Below are 24,617 nucleotides of genomic sequence, written 5' to 3' on the forward strand. Positions count from 1 at the left end.
TGCATCTCGTACTGAAAACTTATCGGCTAAGATAACGATTTTTAAGGGATATTCAAGTATTTATGCGTCTGAACAGATGCCTGCCAACGGGGATTTGCAAGAATAAAACCTGTGATTTTAGGATAGATTTCCTCACGCTTGCTCCATTCGCTTTGAAGATATAATCTGCAGTTTTCAGAAACTTTCGCAGCCTGCTCCTCGGCAAATTTCAAATCATTATTATTGAAAACAATCACTTTCAATTCATGGGCTTTCTGATAAATCTCCTCTTTTGGAAGGCCGGTTTTCTTTGGCGAAAGGGTAATCCAATCCAATTGTCCACTCATGGGATAAGCTCCGGAAGTTTCGATGTGAACGGTGCAGCCCAATTCTTTAAGCTTTCCGGTTAACACATCCAGATTCCACATCAATGGTTCGCCACCTGTCAAAACAATAATTTTACAGTGGCTGGCAGCAGTTTCTGCAATTTCCTCAGCATTCATTAAAGGGTGAAGCGCAGGATCCCAGCTTTCTTTCACATCACACCAATGGCAACCGACATCGCAACCGCCCAGCCTGATGAAGTACGCCGCCTTTCCGGTATGCGCACCTTCCCCCTGAATAGTGTAAAAATGCTCCATCACCGGGAGCATTTTACCTTCTTTTAATAATATATCTTCTACTAAATCCATTTTTCTATTCCAAACCTTGAAGGTTTTTGAAACCTTCAAGGTTTAATTAATTAATCGTTGTAAACCGAAGTTTTGTAGGCAATGATGGTGTTTTTCATCAACATTGCTCTTGTCATTGGCCCGACTCCTCCCGGAACCGGCGTGATCCAGCTTGCTTTTTCTGCACAGCTGTCAAAATCAACGTCACCTGCCAGGTAATACCCTTTTGGAGAATCGTCATCCACTCTTGTAATTCCCACGTCAACGATTACGGCTCCGTCTTTGATCATTTCACCTTTCAAAAAATGAGGGTCGCCTAAAGCTGTAATCACTATGTCTGCTTTTTTCGTGTATTCTTCGATGTCTTTTGTGTAAGAGTGCGTCAAAGTAACCGTAGAATTTCCAGGGAAATCTTTTCTTCCCATTAAAATACTCATTGGTCTTCCTACTATCTTACTTCTACCGATGATTACACAGTCTTTACCTTTCGTTTCGATATTGTATCTTTCCAATAAAGTTAAAATTCCGAATGGAGTTGCAGGAAGAAAAGTATCCATTTCCAAGGCCATTTTCCCGAAATTTGTAGGGTGGAAACCATCAACATCTTTTCTTGGGTCAATTGCATTGATAATCTTTTCCTGATCGATCTGATCCGGCAATGGCAATTGAACGATGAAACCGTCAACCGCTTTGGATTTATTTAACTCATCAATTTTCTCCAGCAATTCAGATTCTGAAACTGTGCTCGAAAATTTAATTAAACTTGATTGAAAACCAACTTCCTCGCAATCTTTCACTTTTGCGTTTACATAAGCTTTGCTCGCACCGTTGTTCCCGACTAAAATTGCCACCAAATGCGGAGCTCTTCTTTTGCTTGCGAGAATTTTCTCTACTTCAACCTTTATTTCTGCTTTTATTTCTTTGGAAACTTTTAATCCGTCAAGAATTTCTGCCATTTTTACTTTTATTTTTTACTTTTATTAGATTTTAGGATATTTTTCCGGATTTTGATGGGTGCAAAAAACGGAAAGGATATAAATCATTTTTTCTGTCTCGTCGACTTCATAGAAAATGATGTAGGGAAATTTTCGCAACGGTAAAGCTGTGACATCTTTATATCGTTTTTGAAAATATGGATTAATTAAAATTCTGCTGATGGAAAGATCTAACTGTTTATTAAAACTTTTCAAAACCTTCATTGAAATCCCAGCATAATAATCTGTAGCAACCTCAATATTTTCTTCTGCAATAGGGAGAAATTTAAAGCTAAATTCTATATTTAGCTCTGATTCTTTTCAAAGACTCTCTGCCATCGACAGCTGTAGATTTATCTTGCTGTAAGCCTCTCTCAATGGCTTCAATCATTTCCTCAGTCAAATCAAAATCATCTTCCTCTTTCTCAAAACTGATTTTCATTTTCTGTAAAAGATTTTGAATTAGAGTTTCCTCTTCTTTATCCTTAAGATGTATTGTAATTGTACTCATGATCTTATTTTTATTCAAAATTAATGAAAATCCGTAATAGTTCAGTTATAGCTATAATTCAAAATATTAACACACCGAATTTAAAGCCAATAGCAATAAGCTGGATGCCAAAAGCTACTTATTTATTTGATTTATAATAATTAATCAACCCATTCGTAGAACTGTCGTGAGAATTAATTGCTTCACTATTTTCCAATTCAGGTAAGATTTTATTCGCTAAAACTTTCCCTAATTCCACTCCAAACTGATCAAAACTGAAAATATTCCAAATGACACCTTGTACAAATATCTTATGTTCATACAATGCGATCAGCTGACCCAAAGAAAAAGGGGTTAATTCTTTAATTAATAATGAGTTCGTAGGGGTATTTCCGTGGAAGACTTTATAATTTAACAAGAAGTCAATTTCTTCCTGAGATTTCCCTGAAGCTTTTAATTCTGCTTCAACTTCTTCTTCATTTTTACCAAAAGCCAAAGCTTCAGTCTGGGCAAAAAAGTTTGCTAATAATTTATCCTGATGATCAGAAACTTCATTTGGACTTTTCGCATACGCAATAAAATCGGCAGGAATCAATTCTGTTCCCTGATGAATCAGCTGATAGAAAGCATGCTGCCCATTTGTTCCAGGCTCACCCCAAATGATTGGACCTGTCTCATACTCAACAAATTCTCCGTTTCTGTCAACACATTTTCCGTTGCTTTCCATATCTCCCTGCTGAAGATAGGCTGCAAAACGGTCAAGGTATTGTGAGTAAGGCAAAATAGCATGAGTGGTTGCTGCATAAAAATTGCGGTACCAGATTCCTAAAAGTCCCATTAAAACAGGAACGTTTTCAGAAAAATCAGCTGTCTGGAAATGCTGATCTGTATTTTCAGCACCCTTTAATAATTGCTCAAAATTGTCATATCCTACGGCAAGTACAATGCTTAAACCAATAGCACTCCACAGAGAATATCTTCCGCCAACCCAATCCCAGAATTCGAAGATGTTTTCTTCTGCAATTCCAAAGTCTTTAACTGACTGAACGTTAGTTGATAAAGCCACAAAATGCTTTGCTACATCTTCCTGTTTTCCAGCTTTTAAAAACCAGTCTTTAGCAGAATTAGCATTCGTCATTGTCTCCTGCGTCGTAAATGTTTTTGAAGCAATGATGAATAAAGTTGTTTCAGGATTTAAGTTTTTTACTACTTCAGCGATATGATTTCCGTCTACATTCGAAACAAAATGAACGTTTAATCTTGTTTTAAAATGCTTCAAAGCCGAAACTACCATCACGGGCCCCAAATCTGAACCACCAATTCCGATATTTACCACATCGGTAATTTCTTTTCCGCTGAAACCTTTGTGATTTCCTGAAATTACGTTTTCAGAAAAAGATTTCATGTGATCCAAAACTCTTTTGATTTGAGGTTTAATATTTTCCCCGTCTACCAAAATTTCTTTATCCGAAAAATCCCTCAAAGCCGTGTGAAGAACCGCTCTACCTTCTGTTTCGTTGATTCTGTCACCCGAAAACATCTTGTTAATAGCATCACGCAACTGACATTCTACCGCAAGATTTAATAATAATTCTTTCGTTCTTGAATCAATTAGATTTTTAGAGTAATCGAAAATATAATTTTCCTTTTTGATAGAAAACTCTTCAAAACGGTTCGAATTGTACTGAAAAAGACTTCTCAACTCGAAGTCGTTATCGCCAAAATGTTCATCAAGAGATATCCAGCTGTTGGTTTGTGTAGGATTTATTTTAGATAGCATAGTGTAAGTTTAAAATTAAATTTAAATGATTTTGCGAAGAAAATTCCTTTAAATTCTTTCTGATAAATTTTGATTTGCAAATTTACGGAATTTCGGGCAATGATGTTTATTGTGGATTAAAAATCAGTCCTTAAGTTTTGTAATAAGATGTGAAATCAGTTGCTTATGATAGATTTTAAAAGTGTTGATTGAATAAAAAATGTTAGATTTGAAAATGATAACTTTAATTGACTCATAATGCTAAGCAGAAGAACATTCATCAAAAAATCATCTCTCGGATTAGGCTTATTTGCAATACCAAATTCTGCAACTTTTTTATTTGATAACGATTTTATATCGAAAAGACCAAAAGTAAGTGAAAGAAAGTTCACATCAACTACCGTTGAAAACACAATTAAAACCATCAAAAAATCTATCGCTGATCCTGAATTGTCTTGGATGTTTGAGAATTGCTTCCCTAACACTTTAGATACAACGGTAAAATTTTATCAGAAAAAAAATAGACCTTTTACATATGTGATCACCGGAGACATCGATGCGATGTGGCTTCGGGATTCTTCGGCGCAGGTTTATCCCTATTTAAGTTTAGCTAATGAGGATGAAAAACTCAAAAATTTATTGAAAGGTGTTATTAATAAACAGATTGAATGTGTTCTGCTGGATCCTTACGCTAATGCATTTTTTGATGATGCAAGTAAGATCAGCGAATGGAAAGATGATTTAACGGAAATGAAAGCCGGAATTCACGAGCGGAAATGGGAAGTCGACTCTCTCTGTTATGTGATCCGACTTTCTTACAATTACTGGAAAACGACGGGCGATTCATCTGTTTTTGATGATGAATGGAAAAAAGCAATGCTTTTAATTCTGAAAACATTTAAAGAACAGCAAAGAAAAGATTCGAAAGGACCATATAAATTTCAGCGGGTGAATGGAAATCCTTTAGATACACAATTTGCAGGTGGCTACGGAAATCCGACAAAGAAAATCGGTCTGATACATTCAATGGTCCGACCTTCGGACGATGCTGTTTTTTATCCGTTTTTGGTTTCATCAAATATGTTTGCGGTGGTTTCTCTAAGGGAGACGGCAGAGATTTTCTCTAAGATATTAAAGGATGAAAATTCTTCCATTCAATTTAAAAATTTAGCAAAGGAAGTAGATGAAGCCATTCAGAAATATGCGGTTTTAAACCATCCCACCGCAGGAAAAATTTATGCTTTAGAAATCGACGGCTTCGGAAATGCTCTGTTTATGGATGATGCGAATGTTCCGAATCTTTTATCAATTCCTTATTTGGGTTATGCTTCAAAAGATGACGAGGTTTATAGAAATACGAGGAAATTTTCTTTAAGCGTAGCCAATCCGTGGTTCAGTGAAGGGAAATTTGCGAAAGGAATTGGCGGTCCGCACATTGGCGAACACAAAATCTGGCCTTTGGGTTTGATTATGCAGGCTTTGACAACTGATGATGACGAAGAAATCATTTCAGTTTTAAAAATGCTGAAAGCCACTCACGCAGGAACCGGATTTATCCACGAATCTTTCGATGTAGACAATCCAAAAGATTTTACGAGATCGTGGTTTGCATGGGCCAACACGCTTTTTGGTGAATTGATTCTTCACCTTCACAAAACAAAACCCGAAATCCTGAAACGAAAGTTTTAAAACAAAAAAACCTCCGCAAATGCGAAGGCTCAGAAAAATCTATGTTGATAACCTAAAGGTTAGGATGCCGAATTATGTTCTTTTGTCTGCTGAATTCTATTGTTAGATTTGTTTTTTCGGTAAAAGTAAAATCCGATTCCTGCAATTAATATAATTGGCCAAATGGTTACAAGCCCCACCAACAGTTTTTGAATCAGATAAAAGCCTTCTACAAAAGCATTTTTCACATCATAAAGGAAATTAAATTTATATTTATTGTCGATGCTCTTTGTGTTGGTCACTACGATTTCTGCGATGCGAAGTTTAGGTTCTTTGATGTAAATATCAACTGTGCTGTACTTCAAATTATCCGAAACATCCATGTTAGCGAGCTGCTGCAGATTTCCGTCGGACATATTTTCGTTATCTAAAGTAACCTTGTCTTTATTTGCCTTGAGTTTTGAAATATTTTCTTCTGTTTTCTTGATTCTTTTGCCTTCCATTTCCGCATATTTTATGTTGGCGGTCACGTCTTCTGCATTGATTATTCTTGAATTAAGGAACAGTTTTTTGTTGTTGATTAAAGTCAAAAATTCACCCAGATTTTCTGTAGGCACGCGAACCTGCATTTTGTTTTCGGTCTGGTATTTTTTTACCAGCATAGCCTCTTCGTTTGAGGTGTTAAAAGTCTCTTCAGAAACCACATTGCTCTGAAGATTGCTGTGCGTAACGAATCCGCCAAGTTCCTGAACCGATTTTTCCATTGAGGTTGTGGCTTCATAAACATCTTTAACTTCCATGTTGACTTCAGCAGTTTTGATGAACTGTTTGTCTTTCACTTTCATGGTTGCTACAGAGGAAATATCTTTAGCAATAGCAGCAGAATCTGCATTTGCGGAAACTTCATAGTCACTTACCGTTGCTTCTCCTTTTTTGCATGAATAAATTCCCAGTAAAAGGGCAGTTGCGAAGCTTAATTTAATGTAAGTCGTTTTCATATTCTATATTTTTTGATGTTAGCTGCATGAAGTATTACTTTTTCTATTTAAATAAAACAAACCGTAATGATTTCGAAGTGCTATACGTTGCCGGATTGCTTATTTCAAAGTTGGGGCAGAAACCTTTGTAATGTTTGAAAAACCTGAGTAAAAACTTTGTAAATAAATATTTAATCTAAAATTTTGATAATCAATAATTTGTAAAACACTACATCTCTTCTGTGTGGTATTTCGGATTGATTTTTGCTTAAATTTTACAAATCAAAACAGAAATCAATATGTCTAAAACTTTTTCCAAAATCAGAAACGCCATAGAATTGTTTAAATCGATTGATTTTGACCAGCTCAGCGAAATTTCACAAAAAGTAAATCTTCCAAAACTCATGGAAAATTTTTCCAAACTGGATGACAAACAGCTCAGCGGAATGATGAAAATGCTTGACCCGAATAAAAAAACCAGAGAGCTTCCTCCCATCAATGGCGATTTCTACGACGTTTACCATACATTAACTCCCGAACAGCGCGAAGTTCAGCAGAAAGTGAGAGATTTTATGGAAAAAGAAGTCAAACCTTTAGTGAATCATTACTGGCTTCGGGACGAATTTCCGCACGAATTGATTCCAAAATTTCAGAAACTTGATATCTGCGGCGTAACCTACGAAGGCTACGGATGTAAAGGAATGCCGTTTTTAATGGAAGGTGTCATCGCGATGGAAATGGCAAGAATTGATGCTTCGATCGCCACATTCTTTGGAGTGCAGTCTGGTCTTTCGATGGGCTCAATTTATATTTGCGGTTCGGAAGAGCAGAAACAGAAATGGCTTCCTCAAATGCAGAAATTTGAAAAAATCGGAGCGTTTGGCTTGACTGAACCTGAAGTAGGTTCCGGAGCGGCGGGTGGTTTAACAGTTACCTGCAAGAAAACTCCGGAAGGCTGGATTTTAAACGGACAGAAAAAATGGATCGGGAACGCCACTTTTGCAGACATCATTATTATTTGGGCCAGAGATTTAGATGACGGTGAGGTGAAAGGTTTTATTGTAGAAAAAGATAATCCAGGTTACTCGGTCGAAAAAATAAGAGGAAAAATGGCTTTGAGAATTGTTCAAAATGGTTTGATTACATTGAAAGATTGTGTTGTCACTGAAGAAAACCGTTTACAGAATGCCAATTCGTTCAAAGACACCGCAAAAGTTTTGAGAATGACACGAGCCGGCGTTGCCTGGATGGCGACAGGATGTGCAAGAGGTGCTTACGAAAGTGCTTTGGACTATACAAGAACCAGAGAACAGTTCGGAAAACCTATTGCTTCATTCCAAATGATTCAGGGACATCTGGTGGAGATGCTTTCTAACCTTACCGCTATGCAGACGATGGTTTTCAGGCTTTCTGAAATGCAGGATGAAGGTACTTTAAAAGATGAGCACGCTTCCCTCGCAAAAGTTTTCTGTACATTAAGAACAAGAGATGTCGTTTCCAGAGCTCGTGAAGTGATGGGCGGAAACGGAATTCTGCTTGAATACGATGTCGCAAGATTCGTAGCAGACGCAGAAGCGATCTATTCTTACGAAGGAACAAAAGAAATCAACTCACTGATTGTGGGCCGTTCAATTACAGGTTTCAGCGCATTTGTGTAAAGGTCAATAGTGAATTGTGAGTTTTGCTCGCAAGTGAATTAAATATTGACGAGCCAAGCGAATTCACAATTCACAATTCACATTCCTATTTCAGCAAAGCTTTATATTTCTCTTTGTTATCAGCAATCATCCAAAGATTGATTAAAAACAAAACTCCGGCAATTGACATTCCTGTCGTTGATTTGTCGATAGTGAAAACGTGAAGAATAATTCCGACCATTACCGGAAAGATCACAATAGCACCCAAAGCCCGTGTTTTTGGGAAGATGAACAGTAATCCGCCAATAATTTCTACTGCTCCTACCAAAGGCATCAGCCAGTGCAATTTGTTGAACGCATCAAAAATCTTCATCTGTTCCGGAGTGATTTCCGGCATCGGCATGTAGTGTAGGAACTTGTCTAAGCCGGCGTTGACAAACATAAGCCCGAAAAGCAGGCAGATAATAAATTTTACGATTTTCATGATTGATCATTTTAATCAAATTTAAACAAAATTTTAATCCAAAAATTCATAACAAAACTCATATTTTAATTTTTATTATTTTTAATTATTCTAATTAAATTTGTGGTAGATTTCACAGAAAAGAAAATGCCATCAGAAACTAATCTACCTTTTTTCAAAAACGAAAACATCTCCGTAAACATTGGTGGATTAGATAATGAATACCAAATCGAAACCGAAAACTGCTTCAATCTTGTGTTTTTTCTGAGCTCCAATATAAGTCTTGAAGCAGATGATATTCATTCTGAAATTTCGATTAAAAAAAATTCTTATATTCTTCATTACAGTTTCTCTAAAAAAACCGCGAAACTGATTTCAACAAGCAGTTCTGCAATGGAATTTCTACATATTCAGTTTGAATATTCCTATATTTCAAATCTTTTGGATCCTCAAGAAAGTAAAGAAAACAAAAGTATTTTGGACAGGATGATTAAAAATCAGTTTATATTATTAAATCATTCAGAACCTCCAAAAATCACTGTTGAAATGCACATGATTATTAAGGAAATCACAGAAAGTTCTAAGAAAGGGGTTTTACAGAAACTCTTAATTGAAGCCAAAATTATAAAACTTCTCATGCTTATTTTTGAGCAATTCAGCGAATATAAAAACATTCCTACTACTGAAAATACTGCTCAGATAACAAAAAGTTTTATTGATAAATATTACGCACAGCAGATCAGCACACTTGATATTGCACTACAATTGGGTTTAAATGAAACTAAAATAAGGTCTGAATTTAAATCTGAATATAAACTTACAATTTCAGAATACATCAATGAACTCAGAATGTTGAAAGCCAGAAAAATGATTGTTAACAGAGAATTTCTCATTAAAGAAATAGCATCGGAATGCGGCTATGAGTACGTACCCAATTTCAGCCGTGCATTTAAAAAGAAATATGGAATTTCACCTGATAAACTGAGGAATATTTAAATAAAAAGAAAAACCACCGTAAAAAACAGTGGTTTTAAATATATGTTGTTTTGCTTTGATAGTCCTTTCTCCGAATTCAGGGGAAAAAGAACTGACAATCAATTAATGATGTCCGTGACTTCCGTGGCTATCGTGAACAAAAGGACCGTGACCTTTAGGTGAGTTGTAAACAACTTCTACACCTTCCTGCTCATAAAGCATTTTGCTTCTGATTTTCTCAGGGTCGAAAGGCTTTACTTTTCCGAAATATTCTTTCAAACCTTCAGTTAACCAAAGGGGAATAATAAAACCGAAAAACATTATAATACACCAAAACCCGACAAGCAACATACAAACGAAGTAAACTGTCCAGATGAATTGGTAAAACGGCCAAAATGCTGATAACATCATGATTCTTTTCTTAAAGATTTACGCAAAAATAGAACATTTTTACCTCTTAGGCAAAACATGAAAGCTGATTTTTGCTATTTATTTTAAATTTAAACTAATTAATGTGCCAAATCTGCGAAGAAGTCATTGCCTTTATCGTCAGTTATGATGAACGCAGGGAAGTCTTTCACCTCAATTTTTCTTACTGCTTCCATTCCTAATTCCGGGAAATCAACAACCTCAACAGACAAAATATTGTCTTTCGCCAAAATTGCAGCCGGTCCGCCGATTGAACCGATGTAGAAACCGCCGTATTTATTACAAGCATTGGTTACATCAGCAGTTCTGTTTCCTTTTGCCAACATCACCATACTTCCTCCGTGACTCTGGAATTCGTCTACGTAAACATCCATTCTTCCCGCAGTTGTCGGTCCGAAACTTCCTGAAGCCATTCCTTCCGGTGTTTTCGCAGGACCCGCGTAGTAAATTGGGTGGTTTTTGAAGTATTCAGGCATCGGCTTTCCTGCATCCAATAATTCTTTGATTTTTGCATGAGCAATATCTCTGGCAACAATTAAAGTTCCGTTTAATTTTAATCTTGTTTTGATAGGATATTTTGAAAGTTCAGCTAAAATTTCAGGCATTGGCTTGTTCAGATCGATTTCTACGGCTTCTTCCAAATGTGGCGGCGTTGCAGGTAAAAATCTTTTCGGATCCTGCTCCAATTGCTCTAAGAAAATTCCGTCTTTGGTAATTTTCCCTTTGATATTTCTGTCTGCTGAACAGGAAACTCCCATTCCTACCGGACAAGAAGCTGCGTGACGAGGCAATCTGATTACTCTCACGTCGTGCGTTAAATATTTTCCGCCAAACTGAGCACCAATAGCACTTTCCTGACAGATTTTCTGAACTTTTGCTTCCCACTCCAAATCTCTGAATGCCTGTCCGGCCTCATTTCCTTCTGTCGGAAGATTGTCATAATATTTTGCAGAAGCTTTTTTCACTGCAGCCAAATTCGCTTCAGCTGAAGTTCCACCAATTACCAAAGCCAGGTGATAAGGCGGGCAGGCAGCTGTTCCCAAATCTGAAATTCTTTCTTTCACAAAAGCTTCCAAAGACTTTTCGTTCAATAAAGATTTCGTTTTCTGATAAAGGAAAGTTTTGTTGGCAGAACCTCCACCTTTCGTCAGGAATAAAAATTCGTAGTAATTTCCTTTTTTAGCATAGATATCAATCTGCGCCGGAAGATTGGAACCTGAATTTTTCTCATCAAACATCGTTAGAGGAACAACCTGAGAATATCTTAGGTTTCTTTTTTGGTAAGTATTGTAAATTCCTTTGCTTAAATATTCGCCGTCTTCAACGCCAGTGTACACATTTTCACCTTTTTTTCCCATCACGATCGCCGTTCCGGTATCTTGGCAAGAAGGTAAAGCACCTTCCACAGCAACTGCTGCATTTTGAAGTAAGTTGTAAGCAACAAATCTGTCGTTATCGGTTGCTTCAGGATCATCAATAATTCTTCTTAAACTTTCCAAATGTGAAGAACGAAGCATGAAAGAAACATCTGCCATAGCTTCTTCAGCAAGAAGTTCCAGACCTTTCGGGTCGATGGTTAAAATTTCTCTTTCGCCATGCTGCTCCACTTTCACATAGTCTGAAGTCAATTTTTTATAAACCGTATCATCTTTCAAAATTGGATACGGATCCTGATATCTAAAATCCATTTACTTTCTATTTTCGGTGCAAAAATAAAACATCGTGAAAAAAGCATGAGTAAAATCAATGATTTAGATACGTATTTATAATGATTATAAATTGCGGGGTTGTTTTACATTGTTTAACTTTATAGAAACTTTAAAGTCACAAAAGTTTTTGATGCTGTTTATTTAAGTTTAATAAAGATCTTGTATAAGATCACAATAGTTTTAAAAATCTAAGATTTTTACTTTGCGAACTTTAAATTTTATTATTACATCTTTAAATTAAAGCACTAGCCTTTTGTAGTTAACTAAATTTTTCAATCACAATGAATTACAGAATAGAAAAAGACACCATGGGTGAAGTGCAGGTTCCTGCAGACAAATTTTGGGGCGCACAGACAGAACGTTCAAGAAACAATTTCAAAATCGGCCCCGAAGGTTCAATGCCTCATGAAATTATCGAAGCATTTGCTTATTTAAAAAAAGCTGCGGCATTTACGAACACCGACTTGGGAGTTCTTCCCGCAGAAAAAAGAGATATGATCGGCAAGGTTTGCGACGAAATTTTAGAGGGCAAATTGAATGATCAGTTTCCTTTGGTCATCTGGCAAACAGGCTCGGGAACACAGTCAAATATGAATGTGAATGAAGTGATTGCCAACCGTTCTCACTTTAATGCTGGCGGAAACTTAGGCGACAAAACTGAAGTTCACCCTAATGACGATGTGAATAAATCTCAGTCGTCCAACGACACCTATCCAACCGCGATGCACATCGCTGCTTACAAAAAAGTAGTTGAAGTTACAATTCCTGCAGTTGAGAAACTAAAAAATACGTTGAACGAAAAAGCAGTTCAGTTTAAAGACATTGTAAAAATCGGGAGAACGCATTTGATGGATGCTACGCCACTGACTTTAGGTCAGGAGTTTTCAGGATATGTTGCCCAGTTGAACTACGGAATTAAAGCTTTAAAAAACACATTACCCCATCTTTCTGAGTTGGCTTTGGGCGGAACAGCTGTGGGAACAGGTTTAAATACACCCCAAGGCTATGATGTGAAAGTAGCTGAATATATTGCAAAATTCACCAATCTCCCTTTTGTAACGGCAGAAAATAAATTTGAAGCTTTGGCTGCTCATGATGCAATCGTAGAATCTCACGGCGCGTTGAAGCAATTGGCGGTTTCTTTATACAAGATTGCTCAGGATATCAGGTTAATGGCTTCGGGACCACGTTCAGGAATTGGTGAAATTCATATTCCGGAAAACGAGCCTGGTTCTTCGATTATGCCTGGAAAAGTAAATCCTACACAGAATGAAGCTTTAACGATGGTTTGTGCTCAGGTTTTAGGTAATGACACCACAATTTCTTTTGCGGGAACTCAAGGGAATTATGAACTGAATGTTTTCAAACCGGTCATGGCTTACAATTTCTTACAGTCCGCACAACTGATTGCTGATGCCTGCATTTCATTTAATGATCATTGTGCTGTTGGCATTGAACCGAATCATGAGAGAATTAAAGAGTTAGTTGATAAATCTTTGATGCTGGTCACGGCTTTGAACACGCATATCGGTTATGAAAATGCTGCAAAAATTGCAAAAACCGCTCACAAAAACGGAACGACTTTAAAAGAAGAAGCAATTAACCTTGGTTTTGTCACTTCTGAACAGTTTGATGAGTGGGTAAAACCTGAGGATATGGTGGGAAGTTTGAAATAGAATATCGCTCACGAATTACATGGAATATTGCCCACAGATCGCACAGATTTTCACAGATTTTAGATCTGCTCAATTTGCATAATCTGCGTGAGATGAAAGCATTATATATTCAAATATTCAATAGATTTTTCTACCTACACCTCTGTGCAAATCTGTGAAATCTGTGGGAGATAAAAATTTAAATAATTGATAAAAACTCCGTGGAAAATAAATTTCTACGGAGTTTTCTGTTAAATATAAATGTGAAAAATCTTACCAACCTAAAGCAATTCCGAAAACCAAAGCTTTGTCGTTTTCAAAATAAGAATCTTTGAAGAAATTGCTGAAATCTCTTTTAACGAAAACACTTAAGTTATCATAAGAAACCGTGAACTGAGCGCCATAAACAAATGGATTGACCTGATAATTGGAACGGTCTCTGAAACTTTGAGAATCTCCTTTAACGATATTATTAGTTGACATTCTTACACCGCCATAAACGTTCGCAGTCATTCTCAAACCGTCTGAATAAGGTCTGTACTGAACATCCATTCCGGCATTTTTAATTTTAGAAAAATTATACTGAAATCCGAAAGGAACCATCAAATAACCTGTTCTTAATTTAGACTTATCTAAACTTCCTTCATATTTTGCCAACATCACATCGCTGTTTTGTTTCGCAAAAATCATATTATTGTCCGGACGAACTGTTCTCCATGAAAACCCCAGACCTGAAATCAATCCCCAAGGGCTCGTTCTGCTGAACTGGTAATTGAATTTTAAACCAAACTCCAGATTGTTGGCGTAGCCTAAATTTTTATCTAAATCATTATCCGGTTTATCATTCGTCAGCGTCATGATTCCGTAAGCAAAATAGCCTTCAAGGTTTTTTGTCGGACGGTATTTTTTGAGCAATTGTGATTTTAATTCTTCGTTTGAGGTTACGTCAGAATTTAAAAGAGAATATCTCACCTGCTTTTGGATGACCTGATCCAAATCAAAACCCAAAGCTTCAATTTTTGTATCTATTTTATCCGAATAGCTGTCGGCAATTTGCGCTTTCTGTCTGTCGAATTCAGCTTTATCTAAATTTTTTGCCTGAAGAACTAATAATTCGCTTTCCATCAGCTTCTTTTCTTCCTGAATAATTGCGTTGATCTTTACTGCGTATTCTTCTACTTTCTCTTTAACAATCGGGCTTACAGTGGTGTCTTCTTTAGACTGAAGGTTGATTCCCAACGCTTTTTTCTGTGCACTAACCGTCGTTGCAACAAGGCACAACATTCCTGTGATGATAAATTTCTTAATCATGATATTATTATTTTTTAGTTTAAAATTGAATTATTTATTGTTCAGATCGATGGTTGCGACATTGCTGCCGTCTTTGGATTTTTCGATAACATCTTTATGCTCGATTGAGAAAAGTAAGGTTGAAGAATCAACGAATTTCTTTTTCTTTTTCACCTGTACAGAATCGGATTTTGCCATGATTTTCGCAGGCTGATTCTGAATAATGATTTGAGAAGCAACTTCCGAAGGATTTTCTTTGATAAGTGGCAGATTGCTTTGAGTCTGAATTTCCTGCACTGTTTTTTCCTGCGAAGGAATATTTTTAGTCTCAGCCAATTTTTCTTCTTCTTTTTCAGAAATAATTTCATTTGAATTAATTTCCTCTGATTCTACCGGATTATCCTGTTTTTGAGAAGGTATATTTACCGTATCAGCCAGTTGTGATTTTGGATCTGCATCATTATTAAAAAATAAAACCGCTCCCAAACCAAAGATTACAACAAAACACGCAGCCAGATAAACCCAGTTCAATTTAGATTTTCCGGAAACAGAATTTTCAGTCTGAGCCTGAATTTCTGCCCACAAATCTCTTGAAGGAGTAAGCTCTCTTTCGTCGATTTGTTTTTTGAATTGTTTTTCAAAATTATTATTAAACGAGTTCATTTTTCAGTTGTTTTTGTTGTTGAAAGTAAATCTTTCTTAATTTTTCTTTTGCTCTGAAGAGTTGGGTTTTGCTCACTGCCAGTGAAATATTCAGTGTATCTGCAATTTCCTGATGCGAATAATCTTCAATCACATAAAGGTTGAAAACCATTCTGTACGCATCCGGAAGCTGATCTAAAAGTTCCTGAGCATTAAAGTCAAAATCAAAAGTCTCTTCCTGCAAATCTTCCAGAACAGAAGCATGAACGTCGTCGAGGTAAAAAACCGTTTTGCGGCTTTTAATGAAATTGAGGCATTCGTTGACCACAATTTTTCTCGCCCAACCTTCGAAGTTTCCTTCACCACGGAAGCTTTCGATGTGTTTAAAAATTTTGCAGAATGCTTTGATCACGCAATCTTCCGCCTGATAGATATCGCTGACGTAGCTTTTTGCCACACTCAGAAATTTCTTTACACTCTGATCATAAAAGATTTTCTGCGCAGCCGGATCCTGCCTTTTGAGGCGGCTCAGCAAATCATCTTTTTTATTTCCAAACAAAAGCTTCATGGTTTATTCTGTTTATATACTAAAGACAGCAAAAGTTTAAAATGGTTACAGATTTTTTCAAATTTTATCTACATTTTTCGTAAGCTACTGAAAATGAATGTTGTATTTTATTTAATTACTTTAAAAAACATTAATCGGATGCGATTCTAATGATGTTGCCCTTTCAGGGCTTTGTGATAATGTCAAATGTAAAATATCGGGCTGCACCCGATGCTAATGTTGTCGCCCCTTCAAGGCCTGTAATTTTACCGTCGATTATCCTTTAGATTTAATCAAAACGTCCCGCTTGTATTTTCTGTTGGCAAATCCTTTGTCACTACAGGCTCTTCAGAAATCACTTCCTGCTTTCCTGAGTTGACCTGATCTTCAAAATACTTTTCAAGGTCGCGTAAAGTTTCGGGCGTGGTTTGGATATCACGTACGACTTCGCCTTTATTCACAACCACAATTCTGTTGCAAACCTCGGTTGTGTGGGCAAGATCATGACTTGAAATTAAAAACGTCACCCCATTTTCTTTTGCAAAATCACGAATCATATTTTTCAGTTTGATCTGTGTGGAAGGATCGAGATTGGCAAAAGGCTCATCCAGAATAATAATTTCAGGCTTTCCAATTAATGCTCCAACAATTCCTACCTTTTTCTGATTTCCTTTGGATAGATCTCTTACGTATTTTCCTGCATTGACGATTTCTCCGTTAAACAAATCATGAAACTGCTTTATAAACTCATCTACAGAAGCTTTATTTTGACCTCTTAATTCTCCGATAAAATAAAAATATTCTTCAGGCGTAAGGTATCCAATAAGAAAAGTTTCGTCGATGAAAGCTGAAACTTTATTTTTCCATGCTTCAGATTCATTTACTTTAACATCTTCAACACTTACATAACCCGTTGTAGGCTGGATCAAATCAAGCATTAAACTGAAAAGCGTGGTTTTTCCCGCACCGTTGTTTCCGACCAAGCCGAAAGTTTCGCCTTTTGTAATTTCCAAATTTTCTATATTGAGAACGGTTGCAGTGCCGTAGGTTTTCGTGAGGTTTTGAATTGTAATCATTTTCTTTATTTTGTTGGGTGATGGATGTGGGATGATGGGTGTTTGGTTTTGCTAATAACACGACTTTCGATCTTGACGGTTATAACGTGAGCTTTCCAGTTTGAACCCGAATTACTTTACTTGAGTCTTTGTACTTGTTACTTGGCTCTTTCTACTTGGTTCTTTCAACTTAATCTTTTTTAAAAGCCTCAATCGTACTGTATTTCTCGGTTTTATAGACTTTAATAATGATATCGAAGATTTTTTCGCGGAAAATAAATCCTAAAAGACCCAAAACTGCGATGCTGGTTACCGCTGCAGTAATTCCGAAGAAGTAGAAGAAAATCCCGTAAACAGCCATTGGCAAAAGCATTTTGGGCACCATCAGAATAATCGTTTTAAAGGTGAATGTATTTTTTTGCCCAACTCTCTTTTCTTTTGAATTTAAATCGATGAGGTTTTTATTATAAGCGCCCGACAAGAGGGTAAACTGTGAGTTGACACCGATATTGTAGATTCCCGCCGCAAAAAATGCAAGGTAGACATCCCAACCGAAGTATACGTAGAATAAGGCCAAGACAATAGAAAAGACTGTTACAATATTCATAAGCCACCATTTGGCTTTAATATATTCTTTGTACGGCACGTTGAGCGTCATCATCAGAGGATAATAGGCACTGTCGAAAGCGGGAACTCTTCCACCGAAAGTAAACTGAAAGCCTCCGGTTACAAAAAGCCCCATAAACATTAATGCTGCAGGTGTCTGGTAGTATTTATTTGAAAACATCAGCAAGCCGTAAAACACAAAAAGGAAACTGCCTATTACAACACCTTTGGTTACCTTATTTCGCTTCAGCATTTTGATGTCATTGTTGATAAATGTTCCGATAGCTCCGTATTTATTAAGGAAAGCGATGTTTTCGGTTTTTCCGATTTCTTTTTTAGCTTCAAGACCTTCATCAAGATAAAAACCTTTTCGGATGTAATTGAAGGTAATTTTCCACAGACCAAGGAAAAGCATAGCAGGAACTACCGCAAAATAAGGTCGTTCGTACAAATTATAAAAAATCTTTTCTGAGTAAGATAAAACAGGGACAATTTCGTAATAATTTAAAGCCGCAAAAACTGCAATCAAAATTCCAACACCGATCGCCACATTTTCTTTATCATTAAATAAAAGATTGAGAAAATTATTCAGATAAAACAGAGAAGAAACTCCGATAAACCAAGTGAAAATTCCGACAAATCCGTAACCGTTGAAAGCTAAGATTCCACAAAAAGTAACCAAAAAAATAGAATTAAACCAACTCAGCGGCGTAAGAAAAGTTTTAATTAAAGTATAATTGACAACAATTTTTTTAGGAATATTCTGAGTAAGAAAAGGTTTGATATTCTGCGTAGGAATCTGCTGAACCATATATTTGAAAACCAAATCTATCAGCCAGCCAATTATCAGAAAACGTGAAATTACTTTTAATGGATCTTCATCCATTTCTTCCTGTGCAAAGAAATAAGCAATGAAAGACATCATTGCGAGCCACAAAACAAAGAAACAAATCCCAATAATCCTGAAAATCTTCATCGCCAGATTAATCCCGACCGACGAACCTCTGAAAAAACTCTTCCACTCGAGCTTCAGAAACCTTTTAAACATAGTTTACTTTTTAATATTAGTAAAAATAGTGTAGTTTTTGTTACAGTTTTAACAGGATTGACAAAAGAATAAACAATTAATATCTTCTGTAACGATAGCTAATAAATAAATATTGTACTTTATTCCGATCTTCCTTTTTGGGAATAAGATAGGACAAACTAAAATATCTTACTGCAACATCATCTTTAATGGTTAATGTAGTATTAATTTCCTTCCCTTCACTTTCATTCTCATTTTCATTTTCAGGAGATTCACTCATAATATTTGAAGCATAGGCTTCAAATTTATTGTAAATATTATTATACTCAACAATTACAGATTCATAATTTGGAAGCGCTATTTTTTGAGAAATGGTGTGCCGACCAAGCTTCTTTTCGTAATCTCTTTGCTCTACCCAAACTTCTGCTTCCAATATCTTTGATTTGATCATGACATTTTTGTCATATTTTGAATAGTACATTGTAATCGGTTCTCCGGTATCTTCCTGTTTTCTGGAAAATTTTTCAAATTTCAGGTTAGTTCCTGAAATTATTTCTTCAGGTTTACGATCCACATTTAATCCAACAAATAATTTTTGAAGATCTTTCTCGAAATGATCTTGTGCAAAAATAACATTGCCAAACAAAGAAATAAGAATTGTAAATAAAATTTTCATATCTAAATAATATCTGATTGTCCTATCAACTCCTTCGCCTGCGCCAAAGCCGCCTCCGTGATCTTGCTTCCGGAAAGCAATTGGGCAATCTCATTCAGTTTATCTTCGTCAGAAAGAGCAACGATGTTGGATTGTGTTTTACCGTTCACATCCTGCTTTACCACTTTGTAATTGTCGTTACCTTTTGCAGCAACCTGTGCCAAGTGAGAAATAACGATCAACTGCATATCTTCAGACATTTCACGCATCAGATTTCCGATTTCTTCGGCAACTTTTCCGGAAACTCCGGTGTCGATTTCGTCTAAAATTAATGTTGGAAGTTCATCACTTTCGGCAATAATTTTCTTTACTGCGAGCATCACTCTTGATCTTTCACCGCCGGAAACTGCCGTTTGAATCGGTCTTAGAGGAAAACCTGAGTTGGCCTGAAATAATAACTGAATATTTTCTTTCCCGAAACTGTTGAATTCCTGAGAATCCTGAAGATCGATTTCAACTTTTGCTTTTTCAAGACCTAATTTTTTAAGCAAACCTTCAGCTTTAGAAATAAATGACGGGGTGCTTTTCTTCCTTTTATCTGAAAGTTTTTTTGAAAGATCAGCCAGTGCTTTTTCTTTTAAAACAATGTTTTTCTCAATCTGAACAATCAGCTCCTCAAGTTCGGAAGCACCCTTCTGTTCGCCTGCCAACTGATCTCTGATTTCTCTCAAGCCTTCAACATCAGAAACATTATGTTTGATGAAAAGTGTGTTGAGTTTGTTATTAAGAAGACTTAAAAGTGCTAAATTTTCAGGATTGATCTCAATTTTTTCTGCTTCATTTTCAAGTTCAGAAATAATGTCTTTTATTTCCACGAAAGAAGTTTCAAGTCTACTGTCGAGCTCGGCAAATCCCTGTGAAACCTCGGCAATTTTAGAAAGTTTATTTTTAGCTTCATTAAAAAATGAAAAAATCCCCACTTCCTCCTGATGAAACCTCGACAGAATCTGAGCGAGATTTTCTGAAATCATTTCGGCGTTTGCCTGTACAGAAAGCTGGTTCTGAAGCTCTTCAAAATCAATATGATCGAGTTCTATTTCTTCCAGTTCATTTAAAAGAAAGGTTTTGTAATCACTTTCTTTATTGTTTTCTGTAAGCTGGGTTTTATATTTTTTAAGCTGAAGCTGCAGACTTTGGAAATTTGAAAATTCTTTCTGATATTCTTCAAGAATTGTTTTATTTCCTGAAATTCCGTCTATAATTTTAAACTGATATTCTGAGGTGAACAGATTGGAAGTTTCAAACTGAGAATGAATGTCTACTAACTGAGAGGTCAGCTCTTTAAGAATATCCAAAGTCACCGGAACATCATTTATAAACGCTCTTGACTTTCCTGAAGGAAGAATTTCACGACGGATAATCGTTTGATGCTCATAATCGAGATCGTTTTCAATAAAGAATTTTTTAAACTGATTATTTAATGAAAATTCAGTTTCTACAATGCTTTTTTCTTCCGCTTTAGAAATAGATTTTAGGTCTGCCCTTTCACCCAAAATCAAGCGCAATGCACCGAGGATAATAGATTTTCCTGCACCGGTTTCGCCGGTAATCACCTGTAAACCTTTGTTTAGATTAACTTCGAGCACATCGATGAGCGCAAAGTTTTTGATGTAAATTCTGGAAAGCATATTACGAAGTCTGCATTTTGTAATGCAAATATAAAATTTTAAACAGCGGTATTCAATATCAAACGTCTACTTCCACTTATTCCATTTGGTTTCGGCAAATTTTGGTGCGAAGACAGTCATCAGCTGTTTCAGATCTGCAACATTAACGCCACCGTTATTGCTTGAATTGAAAATATTGTAAATTTCGTCGCTTTTATTATCGATAAAAAGATTGAAGAAATAATTCTGCTGGAAATTGTTTTCATACATTTTCAGCTGCATCAGTGCATCAGAAAGAATTTTCTTACCCTGACTCTGATCCTGATTGAAAAGATTATCCAAACCCGCTCTGTGATACGTATACATCGTCGCACGAAGCTGATTCATATTTGGATTTAAAATTTCGCTGATTAAAATCGTGCGGCTTCTCGGCTCATTAATCGGATTCCAGCCTTCGTAGCCCCGGTTTTGCGAATTCTGGGCAATCTGCTGGGCCTTTGAAAACCATTGCGTACCGGCGTTGGACTGGAAACTGTCTGCATCGTAACCTAAAATTACGTACACATAAAAACTGATCACATCAATCAGATTTTTGCCGGAAAACTGTCTTTCGTTGAAGATTAGGTTTTCGTTTTCCACATATTCGAATGCAAATTTGGTATCCTGAACATTGATGAGCGGCGACTCGTAGGTCGTGTTATAAACCGGTCTTACGGCCTGCACTACGATACTGCCACGGTATCTGTTGCCGTCTCTTTCATTTAAAACCAATGAGAAATTTGATTTAATCTTTTCGAAATTCTGTAATTTCTTTCCGGTCCAGCTTGTATTGTTGATGAAGTCTCTTAAACTTTTCTCCAAAGCTTTAAATGCCTGTTGATTACTTCCCTGAATCTGTTGTGTATTAACGTTTACAGTCGCCAGAATTTCCTGAGCTGAAGAAAACTGAGAAATTAAAAGCAGAAAAAGTATGATGATTGATTTTTTCATTTCTAATATTAAAATTGAGAACGGAAATTTATTAAATTTATTTTAAATATTGATTTTCAACGAAATCGAGAATGTCTTTTGCTACAGAGTCTTTAGGTTTTAGATCAAATTCTTTCTTCTCTGTCTCTGTGAAAATTTTAATTTTATTGGTATCGTTTTTAAATCCTGCCCCGGCATCGCGGAGAGAATTCAAAACAATCATGTCGAGATTTTTCTTGTGAAGTTTTCCCATGGCATTTTCTTCCTCATTCTGAGTTTCAAGAGCAAAACCAACCAAAAACTGTTGCTTTTTCTTTTCGCCCATTGTCTTCAGGATGTCAGGATTTTTAATTAATTCAATGGTGAAACTGTCGTCATTTTTTTTGATTTTTTCTGAAGCCACTACTTTGGGAGTGTAGTCTGCGACGGCAGCGCTTGCAATTCCAATATCAACAGTATCGTAAAACTCAAAAACTTTGTCAAACATTTCTTTCGCCGAAGTAACTTTGTGAAGCTCAATATTTTGCTCTGAAACCTTCTCTGAACTCGGCCCGGAAATCAGAATCACTTTTGCACCCCGTTTTGCCGCTTCATCCGCTAATGAGTAACCCATTTTTCCTGAAGAATGATTTCCGATAAATCTCACAGGATCGATTGCTTCATAGGTAGGACCAGCTGTAATTAAAACTGTTTTTCCCTCAAAAGCCTTATTTTGATTTAAATTAAAAAAATCATCGATGATTTTGACAATTGTTTCAGGTTCGGCCATTCTTCCCTGACCGACCAATCCGCTTGCCAATTCACCACTTTCTGCCGGAATAATGATGTGCCCGAAATCTTCGGCAAGATCAAGATTATTCTGCGTGGAAGAATGTCTGTACATATCCAAATCCATAGCCGGAGCGATAACGACAGGGCATTTTGCCGACATATAGGTTGCAATCAGCAGATTATCACAAATCCCATTGACCATTTTGGCCAAAGTATTTGCTGTGCAGGGCGCTACGATCATCAAATCACTCCAAAGTCCCAAATCTACATGGCTGTTCCACGAACCGTTTTCTCCATAAAAATCGCTGTACACTGGTTTTTTAGATAAAACTGAAAGACTTAGCTTGGTAACAAACTGCTCTGCATCAGCGGTCATAATCACCTGCACGTCTGCACCTTTTTTAATCAGATCCCTAATCAGAAAATGAATTTTGTAAGCCGCGATACCGCCGGAAACTGCAAGAAGGATTTTTTTCCCTGAGATTGCCATCAGAATATTTTTAAAGTACTAAAATACTTATTTTTTAGCGAACATTGCTGTTGCAAAACACAAAGGTCATAAAAGAAAATTCTCTTATGACCTTTGCTTATAAAAAACACATATTGTTATTTTCTGTCTTCAGTTTTTTTGAAGTAAACATCGTCGTTCAACCATTCTTCAATCGCAATAGAAGTAGGTTTCGGAAGTTTTTCGTAATGCTTTGAGATCTCAATCTGCTCTCTGTTTTCGAAAACTTCTTCAAGGGTAGAATTGTGTACTGCAAATTCATCCAGTTTATTGTGAAGTTCTGTACGGATTTCTGCATTGATCTGCTCAGCTCTTTTGCCCATGATAACAATCGCCTCGTAGATTGATCCTACTTTGTCTTCAATCTTGTCTTTGTTGTAAGTAATGGTATTTACTTCTGCTTTTGTATCTTTTACGCTCATTTTGAGAAAATTAATTTATTTTTAAGATGGCAAATGTACGATTTATCTTTGGATTTTGAAAGTGGCTGCCGGAGGAGGTGTCTGCAACACTGCACTGTCTCTTCTCATTTGGTTTGCCTGCTTTTCGTTTTCCATCTGATCTTTCATCTGTTCTTCAGTTTTCACCTTTTTCGCTTCCTGATCAGCGATTTTTTTCTGTCTTTCGTTCAGCAAAGCAATTCTTTCTTCATTCTGCTTTTTCACAACAACAAAATCCTTCTTCTCTCTTTCAAGTTTTCCCCTTAAATCTAAAGCTGTCTTAGAGTATTCTGTATTCGGAAGTTCTTTTTCAACCTGTCTTGTAAAGGCTAAAGCACTTTCAATACGCTCATCTTTCAATTCGTAGTTGGATCCCATTGCCAGTAAATAGCGGGCATTCAGCATATAATCGTAGATTTTCGGACGAAGTTTTGTACTTGGGAAATCTTCCAAAACGTTTTCAAATGCTACACCGGTAGATTTGTAATCTCCCATTTTGTAATAGTGTTTCGCATTTTCGTATGCTTTGAATTCGAGTTTGTATGTAAGCTCATCAATCATGGTGTTGATGTTTTTTCCTCTTTCAGAATCAGGGTAGTTCGTAAGGAAATCCTGAAGCTCATTGATCGCTAACTCTGTACTCGACTGATCTAAGTTATAATCCATAGATCCGTTGTAGTAGCAGAGTGCAGACATGTAGGCAGCTTCTTCTTTTCTTGGATCCTGCGGAAAGCTTACGGAGAAGTTTTTAAACTGGTGCCCTGCAAGTTTATAATTTTTGTCGTAATAATTGGCATACGCCGAATTAAAAACCACATTCGGAGCATCATCTGTTCCTGCAACAAGATTAGGAAGTCTATCGTATAATGCCAATGCATTTTTCCATTTCTTTTTAGCAAAATTTTCGTTGGCAGTTTTCAGGATAAACGTTTTATCCGCACTGGTTAATGCTTTTTGCTGAGTGCTTTTACAGGCAGCAAGTACCGCTACAGCGAAAATACCTAAAATATACTTTTTCATAAGGAATTCAACAGATTCGGTATTTTTCCGAACT

24 protein-coding genes are annotated in these 24,617 nt (G+C 36.5%); 4 read left to right on the forward strand and 20 right to left on the reverse strand.

Annotated features, from left to right (window positions below):
* Positions 1-41: 41 nt before the first annotated feature.
* The 5 genes from NG809_RS08985 to pgi form a co-directional block, all read right to left on the reverse strand.
* Positions 42-671 (reverse strand): 7-carboxy-7-deazaguanine synthase QueE, encoded by a 630-nt coding sequence (locus tag NG809_RS08985; RefSeq protein ID WP_262149913.1) that lies wholly within the window; start codon positions 669-671, stop codon positions 42-44.
* A gap of 50 nt (positions 672-721) precedes the next feature.
* Entirely contained in the window at positions 722-1,606 is an 885-nt protein-coding gene (locus NG809_RS08990) for a bifunctional 5,10-methylenetetrahydrofolate dehydrogenase/5,10-methenyltetrahydrofolate cyclohydrolase (protein ID WP_262149915.1), read from the reverse strand.
* Positions 1,607-1,630: 24 nt separating this feature from the next.
* Positions 1,631-1,927, reverse strand: coding sequence for a type II toxin-antitoxin system RelE/ParE family toxin (locus NG809_RS08995; RefSeq protein ID WP_317619160.1), 297 nt, complete (start codon positions 1,925-1,927; stop codon positions 1,631-1,633).
* Complete coding sequence (locus NG809_RS09000) at positions 1,917-2,135, reverse strand: DUF2683 family protein (protein WP_262149917.1); 219 nt, start codon at positions 2,133-2,135, stop codon at positions 1,917-1,919. Before NG809_RS09000 ends, NG809_RS08995 begins: the two co-directional genes overlap by 11 nt.
* Before the next feature lie 118 nt (positions 2,136-2,253).
* Positions 2,254-3,894, reverse strand: coding sequence for a glucose-6-phosphate isomerase (gene pgi, locus NG809_RS09005; protein WP_262149919.1), 1,641 nt, complete (start codon positions 3,892-3,894; stop codon positions 2,254-2,256).
* Between the two features lie 237 nt (positions 3,895-4,131).
* Between pgi and NG809_RS09010 the strand changes: the two genes are divergently transcribed.
* On the forward strand, positions 4,132-5,562 hold the full coding sequence (locus NG809_RS09010) for a glycoside hydrolase family 125 protein (protein ID WP_262149921.1): 1,431 nt from the start codon (positions 4,132-4,134) through the stop codon (positions 5,560-5,562).
* Positions 5,563-5,621: 59 nt separating this feature from the next.
* On the opposite strand, the gene NG809_RS09015 is transcribed toward NG809_RS09010, so the two are convergent.
* Complete coding sequence (locus NG809_RS09015; RefSeq protein WP_262149923.1) at positions 5,622-6,539, reverse strand: DUF4349 domain-containing protein; 918 nt, start codon at positions 6,537-6,539, stop codon at positions 5,622-5,624.
* Between the two features lie 278 nt (positions 6,540-6,817).
* Between NG809_RS09015 and NG809_RS09020 the strand changes: the two genes are divergently transcribed.
* Positions 6,818-8,176, forward strand: a complete 1,359-nt coding sequence (locus tag NG809_RS09020; RefSeq protein WP_262149925.1) for an acyl-CoA dehydrogenase family protein — start codon at positions 6,818-6,820, stop codon at positions 8,174-8,176.
* A gap of 85 nt (positions 8,177-8,261) precedes the next feature.
* Here the strand turns inward: NG809_RS09020 and NG809_RS09025 are convergent, their stop codons facing one another.
* Positions 8,262-8,639, reverse strand: coding sequence for a DoxX family protein (locus NG809_RS09025; protein WP_262149927.1), 378 nt, complete (start codon positions 8,637-8,639; stop codon positions 8,262-8,264).
* A gap of 126 nt (positions 8,640-8,765) precedes the next feature.
* Between NG809_RS09025 and NG809_RS09030 the strand changes: the two genes are divergently transcribed.
* Positions 8,766-9,614, forward strand: a complete 849-nt coding sequence (locus NG809_RS09030) for a helix-turn-helix transcriptional regulator (RefSeq protein WP_262149929.1) — start codon at positions 8,766-8,768, stop codon at positions 9,612-9,614.
* A 102-nt stretch (positions 9,615-9,716) separates the two neighbouring features.
* Here NG809_RS09030 and NG809_RS09035 read toward each other — a convergent pair whose 3' ends face one another.
* A complete protein-coding gene (locus NG809_RS09035; protein ID WP_056082726.1) occupies positions 9,717-10,004 on the reverse strand; it encodes a hypothetical protein in 288 nt (95 codons plus the stop codon).
* Positions 10,005-10,102: 98 nt separating this feature from the next.
* Complete coding sequence (locus NG809_RS09040; protein WP_262149930.1) at positions 10,103-11,710, reverse strand: fumarate hydratase; 1,608 nt, start codon at positions 11,708-11,710, stop codon at positions 10,103-10,105.
* A 302-nt stretch (positions 11,711-12,012) separates the two neighbouring features.
* Between NG809_RS09040 and fumC the strand changes: the two genes are divergently transcribed.
* A complete protein-coding gene (gene fumC / locus NG809_RS09045) occupies positions 12,013-13,407 on the forward strand; it encodes a class II fumarate hydratase (protein ID WP_262149931.1) in 1,395 nt (464 codons plus the stop codon).
* A gap of 252 nt (positions 13,408-13,659) precedes the next feature.
* On the opposite strand, the gene NG809_RS09050 is transcribed toward fumC, so the two are convergent.
* From NG809_RS09050 to NG809_RS09100, 11 genes are all read right to left on the reverse strand, one after another.
* Positions 13,660-14,697, reverse strand: a complete 1,038-nt coding sequence (locus NG809_RS09050; RefSeq protein WP_262149933.1) for an outer membrane beta-barrel protein — start codon at positions 14,695-14,697, stop codon at positions 13,660-13,662.
* A gap of 30 nt (positions 14,698-14,727) precedes the next feature.
* Entirely contained in the window at positions 14,728-15,339 is a 612-nt protein-coding gene (locus tag NG809_RS09055; protein WP_262149934.1) for a hypothetical protein, read from the reverse strand.
* Positions 15,326-15,886 carry an RNA polymerase sigma factor gene (locus NG809_RS09060; protein ID WP_262149936.1) on the reverse strand — a complete coding sequence of 187 codons (561 nt, stop codon included), beginning with the start codon at positions 15,884-15,886 and terminating at the stop codon, positions 15,326-15,328. Before NG809_RS09060 ends, NG809_RS09055 begins: the two co-directional genes overlap by 14 nt.
* Positions 15,887-16,158: 272 nt before the next feature.
* Positions 16,159-16,941 (reverse strand): ABC transporter ATP-binding protein, encoded by a 783-nt coding sequence (locus NG809_RS09065; protein WP_262149938.1) that lies wholly within the window; start codon positions 16,939-16,941, stop codon positions 16,159-16,161.
* Positions 16,942-17,110: 169 nt separating this feature from the next.
* On the reverse strand, positions 17,111-18,574 hold the full coding sequence (locus NG809_RS09070; RefSeq protein WP_262149940.1) for a DUF5687 family protein: 1,464 nt from the start codon (positions 18,572-18,574) through the stop codon (positions 17,111-17,113).
* Between the two features lie 76 nt (positions 18,575-18,650).
* Positions 18,651-19,229 carry a hypothetical protein gene (locus NG809_RS09075; protein WP_262149942.1) on the reverse strand — a complete coding sequence of 193 codons (579 nt, stop codon included), beginning with the start codon at positions 19,227-19,229 and terminating at the stop codon, positions 18,651-18,653.
* Between the two features lie 2 nt (positions 19,230-19,231).
* On the reverse strand, positions 19,232-20,896 hold the full coding sequence (locus NG809_RS09080) for a DNA repair protein RecN (RefSeq protein ID WP_262149943.1): 1,665 nt from the start codon (positions 20,894-20,896) through the stop codon (positions 19,232-19,234).
* 66 nt (positions 20,897-20,962) lie between these two features.
* Positions 20,963-21,865, reverse strand: a complete 903-nt coding sequence (gene porD / locus NG809_RS09085) for a type IX secretion system protein PorD (protein WP_262149945.1) — start codon at positions 21,863-21,865, stop codon at positions 20,963-20,965.
* A 37-nt stretch (positions 21,866-21,902) separates the two neighbouring features.
* Positions 21,903-23,105: a bifunctional phosphopantothenoylcysteine decarboxylase/phosphopantothenate--cysteine ligase CoaBC gene (gene coaBC / locus NG809_RS09090; RefSeq protein WP_262149946.1), complete on the reverse strand. Its 1,203-nt coding sequence runs from the start codon at positions 23,103-23,105 to the stop codon at positions 21,903-21,905.
* Positions 23,106-23,221: 116 nt separating this feature from the next.
* Positions 23,222-23,545 carry a DNA-directed RNA polymerase subunit omega gene (locus NG809_RS09095; RefSeq protein ID WP_262149947.1) on the reverse strand — a complete coding sequence of 108 codons (324 nt, stop codon included), beginning with the start codon at positions 23,543-23,545 and terminating at the stop codon, positions 23,222-23,224.
* Positions 23,546-23,587: 42 nt separating this feature from the next.
* Positions 23,588-24,583 (reverse strand): outer membrane protein assembly factor BamD, encoded by a 996-nt coding sequence (locus NG809_RS09100; protein WP_262149948.1) that lies wholly within the window; start codon positions 24,581-24,583, stop codon positions 23,588-23,590.
* Between the last annotated feature and the right edge of the window lie 34 nt (positions 24,584-24,617).

This window comes from Chryseobacterium foetidum (genome assembly GCF_025457425.1).
Lineage (GTDB): Bacteria > Bacteroidota > Bacteroidia > Flavobacteriales > Weeksellaceae > Chryseobacterium > Chryseobacterium foetidum.